Consider the following 17,077-nt stretch of genomic DNA (forward strand, 5'->3'; position numbering starts at 1 on the left):
GAAGAAGGTGCATTCGTCATTCCTTGCCAAAGTGCACCTCTTCTTCCTTTTTACCGGCGTGGTGAAGCGTGAGGCGCGAGGCGTGAGGCGTGAGGCGTGAGTAATTGGAGACAAAAAACCCGGGAAACTCCCGGGTTTTTTATTGCTTCGGCCGTTATGCCTTGGCGGCGGCCTGCTGGCTGGCGGCCAGCATTTCCGCGTCGCTGCGCTTCAGTACCGAGTAGAGCACGCCGGTGACGAGGGAGCCGACGGCGATGGCCAGCACGTACCACGTCAGTTGCTGGATGGCGTTGGGGATGAACAGCACGAAGATGCCGCCATGGGGTGCCAGCAGCTTGGCGCCGAACAGCATGGACAGGGCGCCGGCCAGGGCACCGCCGATCATGCAGCTCGGGATCACCCGCAGCGGATCCCGGGCCGCGAAGGGAATGGCCCCTTCGGAGATAAAGCACAGCCCCAGCACGAAGGAGGCCTTGCCCGCTTCCTGCTCGTTGGTGTTGAACTTGCGCCGGGCCAGGAAGGTGGCGATGCCCATGCCGAGCGCCGGCACCATGCCCGCCGCCATGGCCGCCGCCATGGGGCCATAGGTCTCGGACGCCAGCAGGCCGACCGAGAAGGCGTAGGCCGCCTTGTTGACCGGGCCACCCATGTCGAAGCACATCATGGCCCCGATAATGATGCCGAGCAGCACGGCGTTGGCCGAGCCCATGTTGTTGAGGAAGTCGGTCATGGTGTTCATGATGGCCGCGACCGGGCCGCCGACGATGTAGATCATCACCAGGCCGGTAAAGAGGCTGGCGAACAGCGGGATGATCAGGATCGGCTTGAGCGACTCCAGGCTCTTCGGCATGGGGATGTTGCGTGCCAGGAAGCGGGCGGCATAGCCGGCCAGGAAACCGCTGGCGATACCACCGAGGAAACCGGCTCCCAGGGAGCTGGCCAGCATGCCGCCGATCATGCCGGGCGCGATGCCGGGACGGTCGGCGATGGAATAGGCGATATAGCCGGACAGCACCGGGATCATCAGGGCGAAGGCCGAGGCGCCGCCGATCTGCATCAGGGCGGCGGCCAGGGTGCCTTCCTCTTTAAAGGCCTCGATGCCGAACACGAAGGACAGGGCGATGATAAGGCCCCCCGCCACCACCATGGGCAGCATGAAGGAAACCCCGGTCAGCAGGTGCTGGTAGGGACCGGCCTGTTTCTTGTCGTCCTTGCCTTCCTGGGCGGCGCCGTTGCCCTGCCCCTGATGCTGGTACATCTTGGCTTCGGCGAGGGCGGTCTCGATGGTGATCTTCGGCTTTTTCAGCGCCTGGCCGGTGCTGGTGCGGTACACCCGCTTGCCGTCGAACCGGCTCAGGTTGACGTCGATGTCGGCGGCCACGATGACGCAGTCGGCGGCGGCGATGTCCTCGGCGGTAAGGGCGTTCTGGGCACCCACCGAGCCCTGGGTTTCCACCTTGATCTGGTGGCCCATGGCCTTGGCGGTCTCATTCAGGGCCTCGGCGGACATAAAGGTGTGGGCCACCCCGGTCGGACAGGCGGTAATGGCCACCAGCCTGACGCCGGCAGCGGCGGCCGGCGCGCTCCCCTGCTGCCTGACCGCCTGGCCGGCGGCCTGCTGCAGCCAGGCCTTGGGCCCGTTCAGCGCCTGCTGGATATCACTCTTGTACAACGGCTTGCCGGCAAAGCGGGACAGGTCCAGCTCGGTGCCGGCGGCCACCACCACCAGTTCGGCCTCGTCGATCTGGGCCTGGGTAAAGGGGATCACCGGCTCGAGCTGGCTGTGGCATTCCACCGTGGCCTGCCAGCCCAGTTCCTCTGCTGCCTGGCGCAACAGACGGGCTGCCATGTAGCTGCTCGCCATGCCGCTGGGGCAGGCGGTTACGATCAATGTCTTCATTTATATCTCCTTGGCCTCGACCTGAGTGATCAGAATGGCGTTTTGATAGTCACTGACTTCCTTTTGATTGCGAATGCCTACCCCGATCTGGGTCACCGCCATCAACGACAGTGCCACGGCCCGGCGCAGGGTCTCTGCTTCTTCTAGTCCTTCCACGAAACCGGCGCACAGGCCGGCCACCAGGCTGTCCCCTGCCCCGACGGTGCTGACCACCTTGACCTTGGGCACCTGGGCCCGCCAGTAACCCTTGGGGCTGAACCAGTGCACGCCGTCGGCACCGGCCGACACCACCACGTGCTCGATGCCCTGGGCCTGCAGCTCGCGGGCGCAGGCGGCCAGGTCCGCATCATCCTGGATGGGCCGGCCGACCAGGCCGGCCAGCTCGTCGATATTGGGCTTGATCAGCGCCGGCAGGCCCTTGATGCCCGCCCGCAGCGCCTCGCCGCTGGCGTCCAGCAGGACCGTCTTGCCCCGCTCCCGCCACATTTCGATCATGCCTTCGAGCTGCTGGGGATGGACCCCGGGCGGCAGGCTGCCCGCCATCACCAGGGTGTCGAAGTTGTTGGCCAGGGACTCCAGCCGCGCCAGCAGCCGGTTCCAGTCCACGTCGGTCACCTTGAGGCCGGGCAGGTTGATGTCAGTCACCCGGCCGTCCTGCTCGCTTATCTTGACGTTGACCCGGGTGTCGCCGGCCAGGCGCACGAAGTCGTCTTCGATGCCGTGCTGGCTGAACAGGGCGCGGAACGACGAGTCGTTGTTCAGGCCGAGAAAGCCGCAGGCCCTGGGGGTATGGCCCAGATCGGCCAGCACCCGCGCCACGTTGATGCCCTTGCCGGCCGCGCCCAGGTGGCCGGATTTGGCGAGGTTCACCTCGCCGGGCTTGAGCCCATCCAGGGATACGGTCAGATCCAGGGCCGGGTTCAGGGTCAGGGTTAAAATACTCATTTGGCTTCTCCTACCAGGGCCCGCACGGCGTTGGCGTCACTGGCCTTGAGCGCCTGTTCGGCCAGTTGTTGACAGGCAGTCAGGCTCCAGTCGCGGACCTGGGCCTTGACCATGGGTACCCGCTTGAGGCTGACCGACAGCTCGTCCACCCCCAGGCCCACCAGCAGCGGCAGCGCCTTGGGATCCGAGCCCAGCTCGCCGCACACCCCGACCCACTTGCCCTTGGCATGGGCGGCGTCGACGGTCATCTTGATAAGGCGCAGCACCGCCGGGTTGAGGCCGTCGGACAGGCTGGCCAGCTCGCCGTTGCCGCGGTCCACCGCCAGGGTGTACTGGGTCAGGTCGTTGGTGCCGATGCTGAAGAAGTCGGCCTCTTCGGCGAACACCTGGGCGTTGAGGGCGGCGGAAGGCACTTCCACCATGATGCCCACCTGCACGTCCTTGGCCTGCACCTCGGCCTGGACCTTGTCGAACATGTCCTTGGCCCAGCGCCATTCGGACCAGTCCGCCACCATGGGGAACATGATGCGGATGGGCTGGTCGCCGGCGGCGGTCAGCAGGGCACGCAGCTGGGTTTCCAGCAGTTCGGGCTTCTGCATGCACAGGCGGATGCCACGCACCCCGAGGAAGGGGTTTTCCTCTTTCGGCACCGGCCAGTAAGGCAGCGGCTTGTCACCGCCCACGTCCAGGGTCCGGGCCACCAGGGGGCGGCCGTCGAGAGCGTCGATGGCCTTCTTGTACTCGGCAATCTGGGCATCCAGGCCGGGGGCACTGCTCTGCGCCATGAACACGAATTCGGTACGCAGCAGGCCCACGCCCTCGGCACCGGCTTCCACCGCTTCCACCGCCTTGGCGGTCTCACCCAGGTTGGCGCAGATCTCCATGCGATGGCCGTCGCGGGTGGTCGCGTGCTGATCGCGGCTGGCCCAGGCCTTTTCCGCCAGCTCCTTCTCTTGCTGCTGGCGGACCTTGGCCTGCGCCAGTTGCTCGGCCTCGGGCGCCACCCAGAGGGTGCCGGCCTCGCCGTTCAGTATCACTTCGGTGCCCTGCTTCAGGCTCATGACGGCACCGCCCATGGCCACCAGGGCCGGAATGCCCAGCGAGCGGGCCAGGATGGCACTGTGGGAAGAGGCGCCGCCGCCGGCGGTAACCATGCCCAGCACCTTGGCCGGATCCATGTTGACCACGTCGGAGGGACCGATGTCTTCCGCCACCCAGATGTAGGGGGTATCCGGCTTCTGCGGCAGCGGTGTGTCGCACAAAATGGCCATCACCCGGCGGCCGATGTCACGGATGTCGGCCGCCCGCTCGGCGAGCAGGGCATCGCTGCTCGCCGCCTGCAGGGTGGCGGCGGAGTCGATCTCGCTCCACCAGGCAGCGGCGGCGGACAGCCCCTTGCTCATGCGCTCGGCGGCGCCTTCGGCCAGGGAAGGATCTTCCAGCAGTTCCTGGTGCATGGCCATGATCTCGCGGGCCTGGGCCTGGGTGGCCTTGGCCACGCTGGCGGCCAGGTCGGCGTGAGCCTGCTTGATGGCAGCGCTCAATTTTTGTTGCTCGGCGGCGGCATCGACGGCCTTTTCCGGGTAGTCGAACTGGATGGGCGACTCCACGTAGACGGGTCCGATGGCGGTGCCCGGCGAGGCGGCCACGCCCTGTACCTCGGTATTGGGCGCGATGTCGTGTACCTGGTGGATCTCGGGCTGCCCGACCTCGGCCTCAGGGGCGGCCGCCAGCGGAGCGATGTCTTCGCCCAGGCCATTGTTCACCGCTTCGACCAGGCCGGCCAGCGCGGCTTCGGCATCACTGCCCTCGGCCTTGAACACCAGTTGGTGACCGGCCTTGACGCCCAGGCTGATGACCTTCATCAGGCTCTTGGCGGACACGCTGTGGCCGTCGCCGTCCAGGTTGCGTACCTGGATGTCGGCCTCGAATTTCTTGGCGGTCTGCACCAGCATGGCGCCGGGGCGGGCATGCAGGCCGTGGGGGTTGCGCACCACCACCAGCCGCTCGTTGGCGGCCAGGGCCGGTGCCGGGGCGGCGGCGGCTTCGGCCGGCACCACTTCCTCGCCCAGGCCGGAACGCACCGCCTCCACCATGCCCTTGAGGGCGGCGTCGGCGTCGGCGCCATCGGCGGTGAAGGCCAGGGTATGACCGAGCTTGACGCCCAGGGTCATGATCTTCATCAGGCTCTTGGCGGACACCGCCTTGCCGTCGCCGTTCAGGTTGCGCACCTTGATATCGGCCTGGAATTGCTTGGCGGCCTGCACCAGCATGGCGCCGGGACGGGCGTGCAGGCCGTGGGGGTTGCGCACTTCCACGGTCACCTCGCCGGTGGCCAGGGCGGTCGGCCCCTGGTTCAGGGCGGCCAGCAGCGCCTCGGCGGAAGCCTGGGCGGCCAGTTCATTGCCCTTGCCGGCGGCCAGCCAGTCGGCCAGTTGGCTCAGCAGGGTCTTGTGGGCCGCGCCCTTCACCGCCAGCGCCAGCAGGCCCGCTACCGGCTGCTGCCGGTGCTCGAAGGCGTCCACGGTCACCAGCGCCGCCCGGGAGGAGCCGGTGGTCGGGGTCTGGCTCAGCCACCAGCCCTGTCCCAGGTGACTGGCGTCACCCTTGATCAGGGCGGACTGCTCGCCGGCCGAGGCCTGCAGCAGCACTGCGGCCTGTTCGGCCAGCTGGCTCAGGGAACTGGCCTTGGCCTTGACGGCGATGCTTTCCACGCCCAGGGCCAATTCGGGCTCGCTATCACCCTGCAATAGTTGCAAAATATCCTGCGGCTCGCGGGCGGCTTTGACCCGTTCGGCCAGATCCTCCTGGGACAGGGCCCGGGCCAGTTGCTTGAGCAGCCCCAGGTGTTCGTCGGAGCCGGCGGCGATGCCCAGCACCAGATAGGCTTTTTCACCGTCGCCCCACTCTACGCCTTCGGGCAGGTGGATGGCCTTGATACCGGTTTTTTTCACCAGATGGCGGGTATCCTGGGTGCCGTGGGGGATGGCGATGCCCTGCCCCAGGTAGGTGGCGGTTTGGGCTTCACGTGCCAGCATGCCGGCCTCGTATCCGGCGGCCACATTGCCATCCTGCTCCAGCCACTGGGCCAGCGCATTGATCACGGAAGTCTTGTCGGCCAAGGCGGCACCGATTTTTACGTCTTGTGTAGACAGTGAAAGCATGACATCACCTGCTGATTTACAAGGATATTTACACCCTAGAACAAGATGGAAGGAACTTGGGTTATTTTGTAACTGAATTCATACTGAATCGTTTCAGCTATTCAGGCAAGCTATCTGCACCAATAGATTGCGATGATATGATCTGGTGCACATTTTGATGGATTTAACGAACAATGAAACTTGACGAAGTCGCGCGCCTGGCCGGGGTATCGCGCACCACCGCCAGCTATGTGATCAACGGCAAGGCAGAGCAGCACAGGATAAGCCAGGCCACCCAGGACAAGGTGATGGCGGTGGTCCGGGCCCACAACTACCAGCCCGACCGCCAGGCCGCCGCCCTGCGCGGGGCCCTGTCACACACCTTCGGCCTGATAGTGCCGGATCTGGAAAACCCCAGCTATGCGCGCATGGCCAAACTGCTGGAATGGCATGCCCGCAAGGCCGGTTTCCAGTTGCTGGTGACCTGCTCCGATGACGAACCGGACACCGAGAAGGATCTGGCGCTGATGCTGAAAGGGCGGCGGGTGGATGCCCTGATAGTGGCGTCCTGCCTGCCGCTGGAGGACGATTTCTACCTCAGGATCAACCAGGAGCTGCCGGTGATAGGGGTGGACCGCTCCCTGCCCGCCCCCCTTATCTATGTGAGCAGCGAAAACAAGGCCTCCTCCTTCCGCCTGACCCAGACCCTGGCCAGCCCCGAGCTGGAGCAGGCCTGGCTGATTGCCGCCGCCCCGGATCTGGGCATCAGCCTGGAGCGGGAGCAGGGCTTCGTAAAGGCCCTGGAAAAGACCGGTATTCCCTACCAGGTGCTCTATGGCGAACGCTTCGAGCGCCAGACCGCCTTCCGCCTGCTGAACGAGCTGGATCAGGTGGACTGGCAGCGGCCCCAGGCCATCGTCACCACCGCCTTCGTGCTACTGGAAGGGGTGCTCGATTATTTCTACCAGCACGAGGCCCAGTTGCCGCCCCGGCTGCGGCTCGGCACCTTCGGCGATCACCGGCTGCTCGACTTCCTGTCGAGCCCGATCAACACCATCGCCCAGGATCACCATATTGTGACCCAGCAGGTACTGAACCTGACGCTGGACGCGGTGCGGGGCAACTACCGCAGCGGCCATTACCCGGTACCGCGGATACTGCACAAGCGCTGAGTTCAGGGCGCGATTTCCTGCCCGTCCCAGGCGAAGAGCCGGCCCGAGTCCGCCGGCTCCAGCCGCTCCAGCACCGTCAGCAAATGCCGGGCCGCCTGTGCCGGTGTCTGCAGTTGCCCCTCGGCCAGGCCGGCGCGAAACGGCGCCGACAGGGGCGTTGCCACCGTGCCCGGATGCAGGCCCACCACGCAGGCAGCGGGAAAACGCCGGCTCCACTCCACCGCCAGCGTCTTGACGGCCATATTGAGGGCAGCCTTGCTGATACGATAGCTGTACCAGCCGCCCGTCCGGTTGTCGCTGATGCTGCCGACCCGGGCCGACAGGGCGGCAAACCGCAATGACTGGTGGCGCCCCAGCCGCCGCGACAGCAACCGGCCCATGGCCAGGGTGGGCCAGGTATTGATATGGATGCTGTTGAGCAACGCGGATTCGCTCAGCTGCTCGATGCGTTTTTCCGGCTGCTGTCCGTCCTGGTGCAGCATGCCCAGGGTGTTGATCACCCTGTCGGGCAGGGAATAGCCGGCACAGACCCGCTCCAGGGCCTCGCCGTCGGTGCAGTCCAGCAGGTGCCAGTCCAGGCCGGCCAAGTGCGGAGCGCGCCGGCTCAACAACAGCACCTGATGGCCGTCGGCCAGACAGGCCTCTGCCAGGGCGCAGCCGATACCGCCGCCGCCCATGATCCAGTAACGCATGGCTGTGTCTCCCCGTCGTTTGCAGAACTCATCCGGACCGGGGCCGAGGGGACTTTATTACGGGGGGATGGCGGCTGACCCGGCGGTGATTACGGCACCGGGGATGCCGCCTCCGGCTGCAGGCTGGCGGCCCAGCGGGTCAGGGGCTCGGCCAGCTCGACAAAGAGGACGCCCTGGTCCGGGGGCGCGGTCACCGACAGCAACCGGCCCTGCCACTCGAAGTCCAGTTTCCAGGCGTGCAGGTAGCCCCGGTCCGCCGGACTGCCGCCGTAACGATCGTCGCCCAGTATGGGACTGCCCAGGCTTTTCAGCGCCACCCGCAGTTGGTGGGTCTTGCCGGTGTGGGGCTGCAACAGAAAGGCCCGCAGTCCCTCGGCAAGCGGGGTGCTGTAAAAGCGGGTGATGGCCGGGTTGGCGCTGCCCCGGGTCAGCTTCCAGCTGCCGCCCCGGGCCTTTTCCATATCGCCCCTGATCAGTCCCTGCTTCTTGCCGGGCTTGCGATCCGACAGCGCCAGGTACAGCTTGCGGGTGCGGCGCTCGGCGAACTGGCGACTGAGTTCGCGGTTGGCCTCGACGGTGCGGGCCAGCAGCAGGACGCCGGTGGTCATCTTGTCGAGCCGGTGCACCGGATAGAGCGGTTCGCCCAGTTCCTCGCTGAGCCGGCGCACCAGGCCCGGACTGTCCCCTTCCTGGTGCATGCCGATGCCGGCGGGCTTGTTGATCACGTAGAAATGGTCGTGGCGTAGCAGTATGTCCATGGGCAAACTCCGGGCGGGCCAATGCAAAAATCCCGCTGCGGGTCACGCAGCGGGCTTTTCCGGTCTGGCGGAGGAGGTGGGATTTGAACCCACGGTGGGCTATTAACCCACGCCGGTTTTCAAGACCGGTGCATTCAACCACTCTGCCACCCCTCCGACGGGCGACCATACTACTTCAGGCGCTTTCTTCTTGTAAACTGATAAATGCCGCCCCGGGCGCGAGTGGACACTAAATGGACAGGAGTCGTCCGTTTCCCCGGGCAAGCCCTTGAATTCGGACACGCAAGGCTCGACAACCGGGTCATATTATGTCCACAATGTACCTCATTAATTCAGTGGTTCCATCCCTGTTTTAGACACAAAGGAGTCTGAACGATGCGATACAACAACACCCTGTCCCGTACCCAGGCGGGCGCGCTGGAAACCAACAAGGTCCTGCGCAACACCTATATGCTGCTGGGCATGACCCTGGTGGTCGCCGCCCTGTCCGCCGGCGTCAGCGCCATGCTGGCCCTGCCCCGCCCGGGGCTTATCATCACCCTGGTCGGCTTCTACGGTCTGATGTTCCTGACCGAGCGCAACAAGAACAGCGGCCTGGGCTTGTTGTTCATCTTCGCCTTCACCGCCTTCACCGGCTACACCATAGGCCCCATCCTCAACTACTACCTGAGCACCTCCTCCGGTACCGAGACCGTGATGCTGGCCCTGGGCGGCACCGCCCTGACCTTCCTGTCGCTGTCCGCCTATGTGCTGACCACCAAGAAGGACATGTCCTTCCTCGGCGGCATGATGATGGCCGGCTTCGTGGTGATACTGGTGGGCTTCGTGGCCAACCTGTTCCTGGCCCTGCCGGCCCTGAGCCTGGCCCTGAGCGCCCTGTTCATCCTGTTCTCGTCCGGCGCCATCCTGATGCAGACCAGCGCCATCATCCACGGCGGCGAGCAGAACTACATCTCCGCCACCGTGACCCTGTACGTGTCCATCTTCAACATCTTCCTCAGCCTGCTGCAACTGCTGGGCCTGAGCCGGGACTGAGCTTCCCCCTTCTGGTCACCAAAAAAGCCCCGTCCGGGGCTTTTTTATTGGCGCTGGCGGCTGTGCTCCGGCCGCGACTTGGGTATGATTTGGACTCGAGCCCCCACCCTGGTCAAACGCAATATGTCGCCCGCTATCATCTGGCTCAGACGCGTCTTTACCGACAGCCATTTCTTCTTCGCCCTCAAGGTGTTGCTGGCCATGTCCAGCCTGCTGCTGCCCGGCTGGTGGCTGGGGCAAATTCCCGCCGCCGTCACCCTGGCCCTGGGCGCCATGGCCGGCGCCCTGAGCGAGGTGGATCAGGATCCCAAAGGCCGGCTGCGCCACCTGCTGCTGAGCCTGCTGTGCTTCTTCGCCGCCATCAGCGGCGTCAGCTGGCTCATCGACAGCCCCTGGCTGTTCGGGCCCCTGCTGGTCTTCACCACCTTCGCCCTGGTGCTGCTCGGGGCCTGGGGGCCCACCGCCGGCAGCCTCGGCTTCGGCACCCTGCTGGTGTCCCTCTACGCCATGCAGGGCCACGCGGACAGCCCCGCCTTCTGGTACCAGCCGTTGCTGCTCACCCTGGGGGCGGCCTGGTACGGCCTGCTGTCCTGGCTGGTGCTGCTGGCCTGGCCCTACAAGCAGGTGCACGAGCAACTGGCCCAGTGCTACTTCGCCCTGTCCCGCTACCTGCTGGAGAAGTCCCGCTTCTTCGACAGCCCGCAAGAGGAGCACCAGCAACTGCGCCACGGCCTGGCCCAGCTCAATATCCAGCTGGTGAACGCCCTGGAGGTCACCAAGCAGATGCTCAACCGCCGCATCCAGGGCCGCGACCGGCAGGACGCGGAGCTGGGCCGGCTGCTGGCGCTCTACCTGCTGGTGCAGGAAATGCACGAGCGGGCCACCTCCAGCCACTATTCCTACCAGCAGCTCAACCGGGATCTCCACCAGGCCGACGTGCTGGCCGGCTACCAGACCCTGCTGGTGGAGCTGGGCGAGGCCTGCTATAGGCTGGGCTACGCCATCCTCACCCACAATGCCTACCGGCACGGCAAGCGTATCGCCTGGGAGCTGAGCGCGCTGCAGGATCAGCTGGACTACAGCCACCTCAAACGCCACTACCCGCGCACCCTGCTGAGCCCGATGAAGTTCCTGACCCGCAACATGGAGCACCTGCACCGGGCCCTGGTGCGGGCCGAGGCGCTGACCCGGCGGCAGACGCCGCCCGAGGCGGCGCCCATCGAGCTGGCCCGTCCGCCGCGCCAGCCGTTCTGGCCCAAGCTCAAGGCGCTGCTGCATCCCAACTCCATCCTGTTCCGCCACGGGGTGCGCCTGAGCCTGTGCTTCGCCCTCGGCTATTCACTGATCGCCACCCTCGAGCTGGAGCGGGGCTACTGGATCTTGCTGACCATCCTCTTCGTCTGCCAGCCCAGCTTCAGCGCCACCCGCAAGCGCCTGGCACAGCGTACCCTGGGCACCATCGGCGGCCTGCTGGCGGGCATCCCGCTGCTGTACCTCTTCCCCTCGGCCGGGGCCCAGATAGGCATACTGCTGCTGTGCAACTTCATCTTCTTCACCCAGGTGAAGGTCTATTACAGCTGGGCGGTGGGGTTCGTCACCCTGTTCGTGCTGCTGGCCTTCAACCTGCAGGGCAGCGGCCAGGAGCCGGTGTTCCTGCCGCGCCTGCTCGACACCCTGGCCGGCTGCGCCCTGGCCTTTGTGGCGGTGTGGTTCATCTGGCCCGACTGGCAACGACGCCACCTGCCCCGGCTGATGGCCGACGCCATGGCCGCCAACGCCGCCTACCTGGCCGCCATCGCCCGCCAGTTCGAGCAGGGACGCAGTGACGAGCTGGATTACCGGCTGCCGCGCAAGCAGGCCCATCTGGCCGACAACCAGCTGGCCCTGGCCTGGCAGAACATCCGGGTCGAGCCGGTGCCCAAGCACTGGTTGAACCTCTGTTTCGACATCGCCTACCGTAACCACGCCCTGCTGTCCTACCTGTCGACCCTGGGCGCCCATCGCATGCACTCCCAGGTGCTGGCCGACACCCCGGTGCAGGAGCTGGTGACCCGACTCGAAGCCGCGGCCAAGGCTTTGCGCAGTGGCGAGGAGCTGCCCGCCTATACCCCGCTGCCGGTGGCGGTGGCGGACAGCGACGACGAATGGGTGATCCTCACCCGCCAGTTGCTCGGCCATATCACCCTGCTGGTCAACGATCTCTACCAGCTGGCCCGGGGCTTTCGGGAGCAGACGCCGGCAGAGGATGCAGCGACCGCCCGTCTTGGGTAAGATGGCGGCCCAACAGAGGAGTCATTATGTTCGAATTCGAAGGGCGGCAGATAGAAACCGACGCCCAGGGTTATCTGAAGCACCATCAGGACTGGCAGCCGGCCATGGTCGAGCGGCTGGCGGAGCAGGAAGGAATAGCGCTCACCCCCGAGCACTGGGAGGTGATCCGGTTCGTGCGCGCCTTCTACCTCAAATACAACACCTCCCCGGCCATCCGTGCCCTGGTCAAGGCCATGGCCAGGGAGCTGGGCGAGGAAAAGGGCAACAGCCGCTACCTGTACCGGCTGTTTCCCAAAGGACCGGCCAAGCAGGCCACCAAGCTGGCCGGCCTGCCCAAACCGGTAAAGTGCATCTGAGCCCCGGGCCCTTCGCCCGAAGGGTCCGTTCGTTACCGCCACCAAGGACAGTGCGCCATGTCGTCCATTCCCTTCTCCCGCTCATTGCTGACCCGCATCACCCTGCTGATGCTGATCCTGGTGCTGCTGGCCCTGATCAGCCTGGCGGCCTCGGCCTGGCTGTCCGACAAGAGCGAAGGCAGGGCCTACGTGATCAACAAGGCCGGCTCGCTCAGGATGCAGAGCTACCGCCTGCTCAGCCGGGTGCCGCTGCAGGAGGAGGATGATCTGCTGATGCTGGAGCGGGATCTGCAGGATCCGCTGCTGGTGCGGGTGCTGGACAGCGACGCCCTCAGCCAGGAGCACCGGCAACTGCAGCAGCAATGGCAGCAGCTCAGGCTAAGCCTGCAGCAGGCCGAAGCGCGCGAGCCGGTCCGCGGACAGGTGGCCGCCTTCGTCGACGCCATCGACCTTCTGGTGGCCCAGCTCGAGCAAAACACCGAGGCCAGTCTCCAGCGCCAGAGCTGGCTGCAGTTCATGGTGATGCTGGCCATGCTGCTGATTTTGGTGGCAGCGGTCATCTACCTGCACCAGCGCCTGCTCACCCCCCTGCGCCGCCTGCTGCTGGTGGCCCGGGCCGTGGGCCAGGGAGATTTTGCCTGCCGCAGCGGCATCGGCGGCGACGATGAAATGGCGGTGCTGGCCGACACCATGGATACCATGAACCGGCAGCTGTCCGAGCTTTACGGCCAACTGGAAGAAAAGGTGGAGCAACAGACCCGGGCCCTGGTGCGTTCCAACCAGACCCTGAGCACCCTCTACGATACCCAGCGCGAGCTGCAGGGAGTCGAGCCCCTCTATCAACGCCTGCCCAGCCTGCTGAACCGACTGGAGCAGCTCACTCCCCTGCGCCAGATCTGCATCCATCTCTACGAAGGCGATGACGACAGCCCCTTCGACGAAGTCACCGCCTGCTCCGAAGCCGGCGGCCCCCGCGACGTCCCCAACTACCGCTGGCCGCTGCAGGATGGCAGCGGCCATTACGGTCAGGTCCTCGCCTACTGCCCGCCGGGGCAAGAGCTGGCGGAGGAGCAGCAACAGCTGCTGGCCAGTATTTTCGATCAGTTCACCACGGCGCTGGCCCTGGACCGGCGCCAGCACCAGTATCAGCAACTGCAACTGATGGAGGAAAGGGCGACCATCGCCCGTGAGCTGCACGACTCTCTCGCCCAGGCCCTCACCTACCTCAAGCTGCAGGTCAGCTATGTGCAGTTGCAACTGCCCAACCCCAGCCCGGAGGTGGCCTCGGGACTGGAGGAAATGCGCGAAGGGCTGAACAACGCCTACCGCCAGTTGCGGGAACTGCTCACCACCTTCCGCCTCAAGCTGGACAAGCCCGGCCTCTACGCCGCCCTGAGCGACACCCTGGCCGAGTTCAGCCGTCGCATGGGCTATGCCATCGATTTCGAATACCGGCTGTCGCCCCACCGGCTGAGCCCCAACCAGACCATCCACCTGGTGCAAATCACCCGCGAGGCCCTGCACAACGTGTTCAAGCACGCCCACGCCAGCCAGGTGGCGGTGCGGGTCTGGCAGCAGGACGAAGAAATCCACCTGTCGGTAGAGGACAACGGCACCGGCATCGAGGCCGGCGCGGAGCAGGGCCAGCACTATGGGCTCAGGATCATGCAGGACAGGGCCGCCAGCCTGGGCGGTACCCTGCGCATCGGTTCCGCTGACGGGGGTGGCACCCTGCTGGAAGTGTGTTTCAGGCCCTGAGGCGTGAGGTGTGAGGTGTGAGGTGTGAGGTGTGAGGTGTGAGGTGTGAGGTGTGAAAATAATAGGCCGGCAAGCCTGCGACAGCAGTGCCGGCCGGATATTTCAGCCGGCACTGCGCATGTCTCTTGGCTTTTCCGCCTGGCGTCGGGCGGGCTTATGCCTGCTCGGGGCGGGGATGACGGGCGGCGGTGTCCTTGATCAGGGCCTGCAGTTCGCCCTGCTGGAACATCTCGATGATGATGTCGCAACCGCCGATCAGCTCCCCTTCGACCCACAGCTGGGGAAAGGTCGGCCAGTTGGCGTATTTGGGCAGCTCGGCGCGAATATCGGGGTTTTGCAGGATATCCACATAGGCGAAGGGCTCGCCGCAGTTCATCAGCGCCTGGGAGGCCTGGGCGGAGAAACCGCAGCTGGGGAACTTGGGCGATCCTTTCATGTACAGCAGGATCGGGTTTTCGCTGATCTGGGTCTTGATTTTCTCAATGGTGTCCATAACCACCTCGGACGGCGTGTTGTTAAAAAAGGCTATTCTACTTTATCCCTCTGCGGTCACAAGAGCGAGGACACATAAATCGGTATCTGCAAGGCAATAAAAGTCCCGCTGAATACCGGGCAGGCTGCTGACAAAGCTTCGGGCTTACTTAGACAGGCACCATGCCAAAACAGGAGGACAAAGGGAACCGCTTCGCCGACCCTCCGCGCCAGGGAGGGCGCGGTGGAGCCTCCATGGACGGATTCACGGCGTGTCGGCGGGGCTGGCCCTTTGGCCGACTTATTCGGTCATGACAACGACTTTGTCATCAAGCTGCCAGCGAATACCGGGGCATTATCCCCTTACAAAAGCTGTTGTTGTTTCGTCATCCGCCAAACTGTTACAATCCTTTCAGCAATTTAGCGGTTTGCGGCTAAGCTCGGATTTGGGCCGTTTCCGCCATGGAAAGAAAGCAAGCAGCAATGTCTCGGCCAGCCCCGGCTGGCACAATCAAAATGGAGAAGATAACAATGGCATTTGAACTTCCCGCACTGCCTTACGCCAAAAATGCTCTGGAACCCCATATCTCCCAGGAAACCCTGGAATACCACTACGGCAAGCACCACAACACCTACGTGGTCAACCTGAACAACCTGGTTCCCGGCACCGAGTTCGAAGGCAAATCCCTGGAAGACATCATCAAGACTTCTTCCGGCGGCATCTTCAACAACGCCGCCCAGGTGTGGAACCACACCTTCTACTGGCACTGCCTGTCCCCCAACGGTGGCGGCGAGCCGACCGGTGCCCTGGCCGACGCCATCAAGGCCGCCTTCGGCTCCTTCGATGCCTTCAAGGAAGAGTTCACCAAGTCCTGCGTGACCAACTTCGGCTCCGGCTGGACCTGGCTGGTGAAGAAGGCCGACGGCTCCGTGGGCATCGTCAACACCTCCAACGCCGGCTGCCCGCTGACCGAGGGCGTTGCCCCGCTGCTGACCTGTGACGTCTGGGAGCACGCCTACTACATCGACTACCGCAACGTGCGCCCCGACTATGTCAAGGCCTTCTGGGCCCTGGTCAACTGGGACTTCGTGGCAGAAAACTTCGCCAAGTAAGTTTTTGTCAGTTGAAAACACCCCGGCCTTCCGGGGTGTTTTTGTTGCTGGCTCTTTTTTAATCAGCCGGCTTGGGTGTAAAATGCGCCCTCTTTTGTTTCTACCCTCTTTCAAAGTGAGTCAAGTCAAGTGAGTATGTCTGTTCCCCGTATCGGCTTCGTGTCCCTCGGTTGCCCGAAAAACCTGGTCGACTCCGAGCGTATCCTGACCCAGTTGCGTATCGAAGGCTACGACGTGGTGCCTTCCTACGATGATGCCGATCTGGTGATCGTCAATACTTGCGGCTTTATCGACAGCGCCGTGCAGGAATCCCTGGAAGCGGTGGGCGAAGCCCTGAGCGAAAACGGCAAGGTCATCGTCACCGGCTGCCTGGGCGCCAAGGAAGATCAAATCCGTGAAGTGCACCCCAAGGTGCTGGAGATCACCGGCCCCCACTCCTACGAGCAGGTGCTGAACCATGTGCACAAGTACGTGCCGCGCCCGGAGTACAACCCCTTCGTCAGCCTGGTACCCGAGCAGGGCGTCAAGCTCACGCCCAAGCATTTCGCCTACCTGAAGATCTCCGAGGGCTGCAACCACAAGTGCACCTTCTGCATCATCCCCTCCATGCGCGGCGATCTGGACAGCCGCCCCATCGGCGAGGTGCTGAGTGAAGCCCGCCGCCTGGTGGACGCCGGGGTGAAGGAGCTGCTGGTGATCTCCCAGGACACCTCCGCCTACGGGGTGGACGTCAAGCACAAGACCGGCTTCGCCGATGGCATGCCGGTCAAGACCCATATCCAGGCTCTGTGCGAGGAGCTCGGCAAGATGGGGGTCTGGGTACGGCTGCACTATGTCTACCCCTACCCGCACGTGGACGATCTGATCCCGCTGATGCGCGACGGCAAGATACTGCCCTACCTGGATATCCCGCTGCAGCACGCCAGCCCCCGCATCCTGAAACTGATGAAGCGCCCGGGCGCGGTGGAGCGCACCCTGGAGCGCATCCGCAGCTGGCGCGAGATCTGCCCCGAGATCACCATCCGCTCCACCTTTATCGTGGGCTTTCCGGGCGAAACCGAAGAAGACTTCCAGCTGCTGCTCGACTTTATCGAGCAGGCCGAGCTGGATCGGGTCGGCTGCTTCACCTACAGCCCGGTGGAAGGCGCCCGCGCCAACGAGCTGGCGGACCCGGTGCCGGAAGAGGTCAAGCAGGAGCGCTTCGAACGCTTTATGGCGCTGCAGCAGGAGATTTCCACCCGCAAGCTGGCGCAGAAGGTGGGCAAGGTCATCGAGGTATTGATCGACGAGGTGGACGAAGAAGGCGCCATCGGCCGCTCCAGCGCCGACGCCCCGGAAATCGACGGCCTGGTCTACCTCAATGGCGAGACCGAGCTCAAGCCCGGCGACCTGGTCAAGGTGACCGTCACCCACTCCGACGAATACGATCTCTGGGCCGAGCCGGTCTAACTACTGGAGCTCCC

The 17,077-nt window shown here is 64.7% G+C and carries 13 protein-coding genes, 1 tRNA gene and 2 pseudogenes; 7 read left to right on the forward strand and 9 right to left on the reverse strand.

Annotation, left to right across the window (positions count from 1 at the left end):
• Nucleotides 1–154: 154 nt before the first annotated feature.
• The 5 genes and pseudogenes from AN401_RS10240 to fruB form a co-directional block, all read right to left on the reverse strand.
• Nucleotides 155–1,900, reverse strand: a complete 1,746-nt coding sequence (locus tag AN401_RS10240; protein WP_096779273.1) for a PTS fructose-like transporter subunit IIB — start codon at nucleotides 1,898–1,900, stop codon at nucleotides 155–157.
• Nucleotides 1,901–2,845 carry a 1-phosphofructokinase gene (pfkB, locus tag AN401_RS10245; RefSeq protein WP_094038090.1) on the reverse strand — a complete coding sequence of 315 codons (945 nt, stop codon included), beginning with the start codon at nucleotides 2,843–2,845 and terminating at the stop codon, nucleotides 1,901–1,903. It abuts the gene before it with no gap.
• Nucleotides 2,842–4,494, reverse strand: a complete 1,653-nt coding sequence (gene ptsP, locus AN401_RS20350; protein WP_408645774.1) for a phosphoenolpyruvate--protein phosphotransferase — start codon at nucleotides 4,492–4,494, stop codon at nucleotides 2,842–2,844. Before ptsP ends, pfkB begins: the two co-directional genes overlap by 4 nt.
• 87 nt (nucleotides 4,495–4,581) lie before the next feature.
• Nucleotides 4,582–4,872: pseudogene (locus AN401_RS20355) on the reverse strand (HPr family phosphocarrier protein); the annotation flags it as partial.
• A gap of 36 nt (nucleotides 4,873–4,908) precedes the next feature.
• Nucleotides 4,909–6,009, reverse strand: a pseudogene (gene fruB / locus AN401_RS20360) (fused PTS fructose transporter subunit IIA/HPr protein); the annotation flags it as partial.
• A 173-nt stretch (nucleotides 6,010–6,182) separates the two neighbouring features.
• On the opposite strand from fruB, the gene cra reads away from it, so the two are divergent.
• Nucleotides 6,183–7,160: a catabolite repressor/activator gene (cra, locus tag AN401_RS10255; RefSeq protein ID WP_094038088.1), complete on the forward strand. Its 978-nt coding sequence runs from the start codon at nucleotides 6,183–6,185 to the stop codon at nucleotides 7,158–7,160.
• 2 nt (nucleotides 7,161–7,162) lie between these two features.
• Here cra and AN401_RS10260 read toward each other — a convergent pair whose 3' ends face one another.
• The 3 genes from AN401_RS10260 to AN401_RS10270 all read right to left on the reverse strand — a co-directional run bounded on the left by AN401_RS10260 (nucleotide 7,163) and on the right by AN401_RS10270 (nucleotide 8,766).
• Nucleotides 7,163–7,852 (reverse strand): SDR family NAD(P)-dependent oxidoreductase, encoded by a 690-nt coding sequence (locus tag AN401_RS10260; protein WP_096779274.1) that lies wholly within the window; start codon nucleotides 7,850–7,852, stop codon nucleotides 7,163–7,165.
• 89 nt (nucleotides 7,853–7,941) lie between these two features.
• Nucleotides 7,942–8,610 (reverse strand): TIGR01621 family pseudouridine synthase, encoded by a 669-nt coding sequence (locus AN401_RS10265; protein WP_096779275.1) that lies wholly within the window; start codon nucleotides 8,608–8,610, stop codon nucleotides 7,942–7,944.
• A 65-nt stretch (nucleotides 8,611–8,675) separates the two neighbouring features.
• Nucleotides 8,676–8,766, reverse strand: a tRNA-Ser gene (locus AN401_RS10270).
• A 219-nt stretch (nucleotides 8,767–8,985) separates the two neighbouring features.
• Between AN401_RS10270 and AN401_RS10275 the strand changes: the two genes are divergently transcribed.
• The 4 genes from AN401_RS10275 to AN401_RS10290 all read left to right on the forward strand — a co-directional run bounded on the left by AN401_RS10275 (nucleotide 8,986) and on the right by AN401_RS10290 (nucleotide 14,030).
• Entirely contained in the window at nucleotides 8,986–9,645 is a 660-nt protein-coding gene (locus tag AN401_RS10275) for a Bax inhibitor-1/YccA family protein (protein WP_094038085.1), read from the forward strand.
• An 84-nt stretch (nucleotides 9,646–9,729) separates the two neighbouring features.
• Nucleotides 9,730–11,916: a YccS family putative transporter gene (gene yccS, locus AN401_RS10280; RefSeq protein ID WP_232513283.1), complete on the forward strand. Its 2,187-nt coding sequence runs from the start codon at nucleotides 9,730–9,732 to the stop codon at nucleotides 11,914–11,916.
• A gap of 26 nt (nucleotides 11,917–11,942) precedes the next feature.
• The gene (locus AN401_RS10285; protein ID WP_096779276.1) at nucleotides 11,943–12,272 is read left to right on the forward strand and encodes a TusE/DsrC/DsvC family sulfur relay protein; all 330 of its coding nucleotides are present in this window, start codon (nucleotides 11,943–11,945) and stop codon (nucleotides 12,270–12,272) included.
• Nucleotides 12,273–12,329: 57 nt separating this feature from the next.
• Nucleotides 12,330–14,030, forward strand: a complete 1,701-nt coding sequence (locus AN401_RS10290) for a histidine kinase (RefSeq protein WP_096779277.1) — start codon at nucleotides 12,330–12,332, stop codon at nucleotides 14,028–14,030.
• A gap of 154 nt (nucleotides 14,031–14,184) precedes the next feature.
• On the opposite strand, the gene AN401_RS10295 is transcribed toward AN401_RS10290, so the two are convergent.
• Nucleotides 14,185–14,523 carry a Grx4 family monothiol glutaredoxin gene (locus AN401_RS10295; RefSeq protein WP_096779278.1) on the reverse strand — a complete coding sequence of 113 codons (339 nt, stop codon included), beginning with the start codon at nucleotides 14,521–14,523 and terminating at the stop codon, nucleotides 14,185–14,187.
• Nucleotides 14,524–15,032: 509 nt separating this feature from the next.
• Here AN401_RS10295 and sodB point away from each other — a divergent pair.
• On the forward strand, nucleotides 15,033–15,614 hold the full coding sequence (sodB, locus tag AN401_RS10300) for a superoxide dismutase [Fe] (protein ID WP_094038080.1): 582 nt from the start codon (nucleotides 15,033–15,035) through the stop codon (nucleotides 15,612–15,614).
• Between the two features lie 135 nt (nucleotides 15,615–15,749).
• Nucleotides 15,750–17,063, forward strand: coding sequence for a 30S ribosomal protein S12 methylthiotransferase RimO (gene rimO / locus AN401_RS10305; protein WP_096779279.1), 1,314 nt, complete (start codon nucleotides 15,750–15,752; stop codon nucleotides 17,061–17,063).
• Nucleotides 17,064–17,077 lie beyond the last annotated feature (14 nt).

The organism is Zobellella denitrificans (genome assembly GCF_002407485.1).
Classification (GTDB): Bacteria; Pseudomonadota; Gammaproteobacteria; order Enterobacterales; family Aeromonadaceae; genus Oceanimonas; species Oceanimonas denitrificans.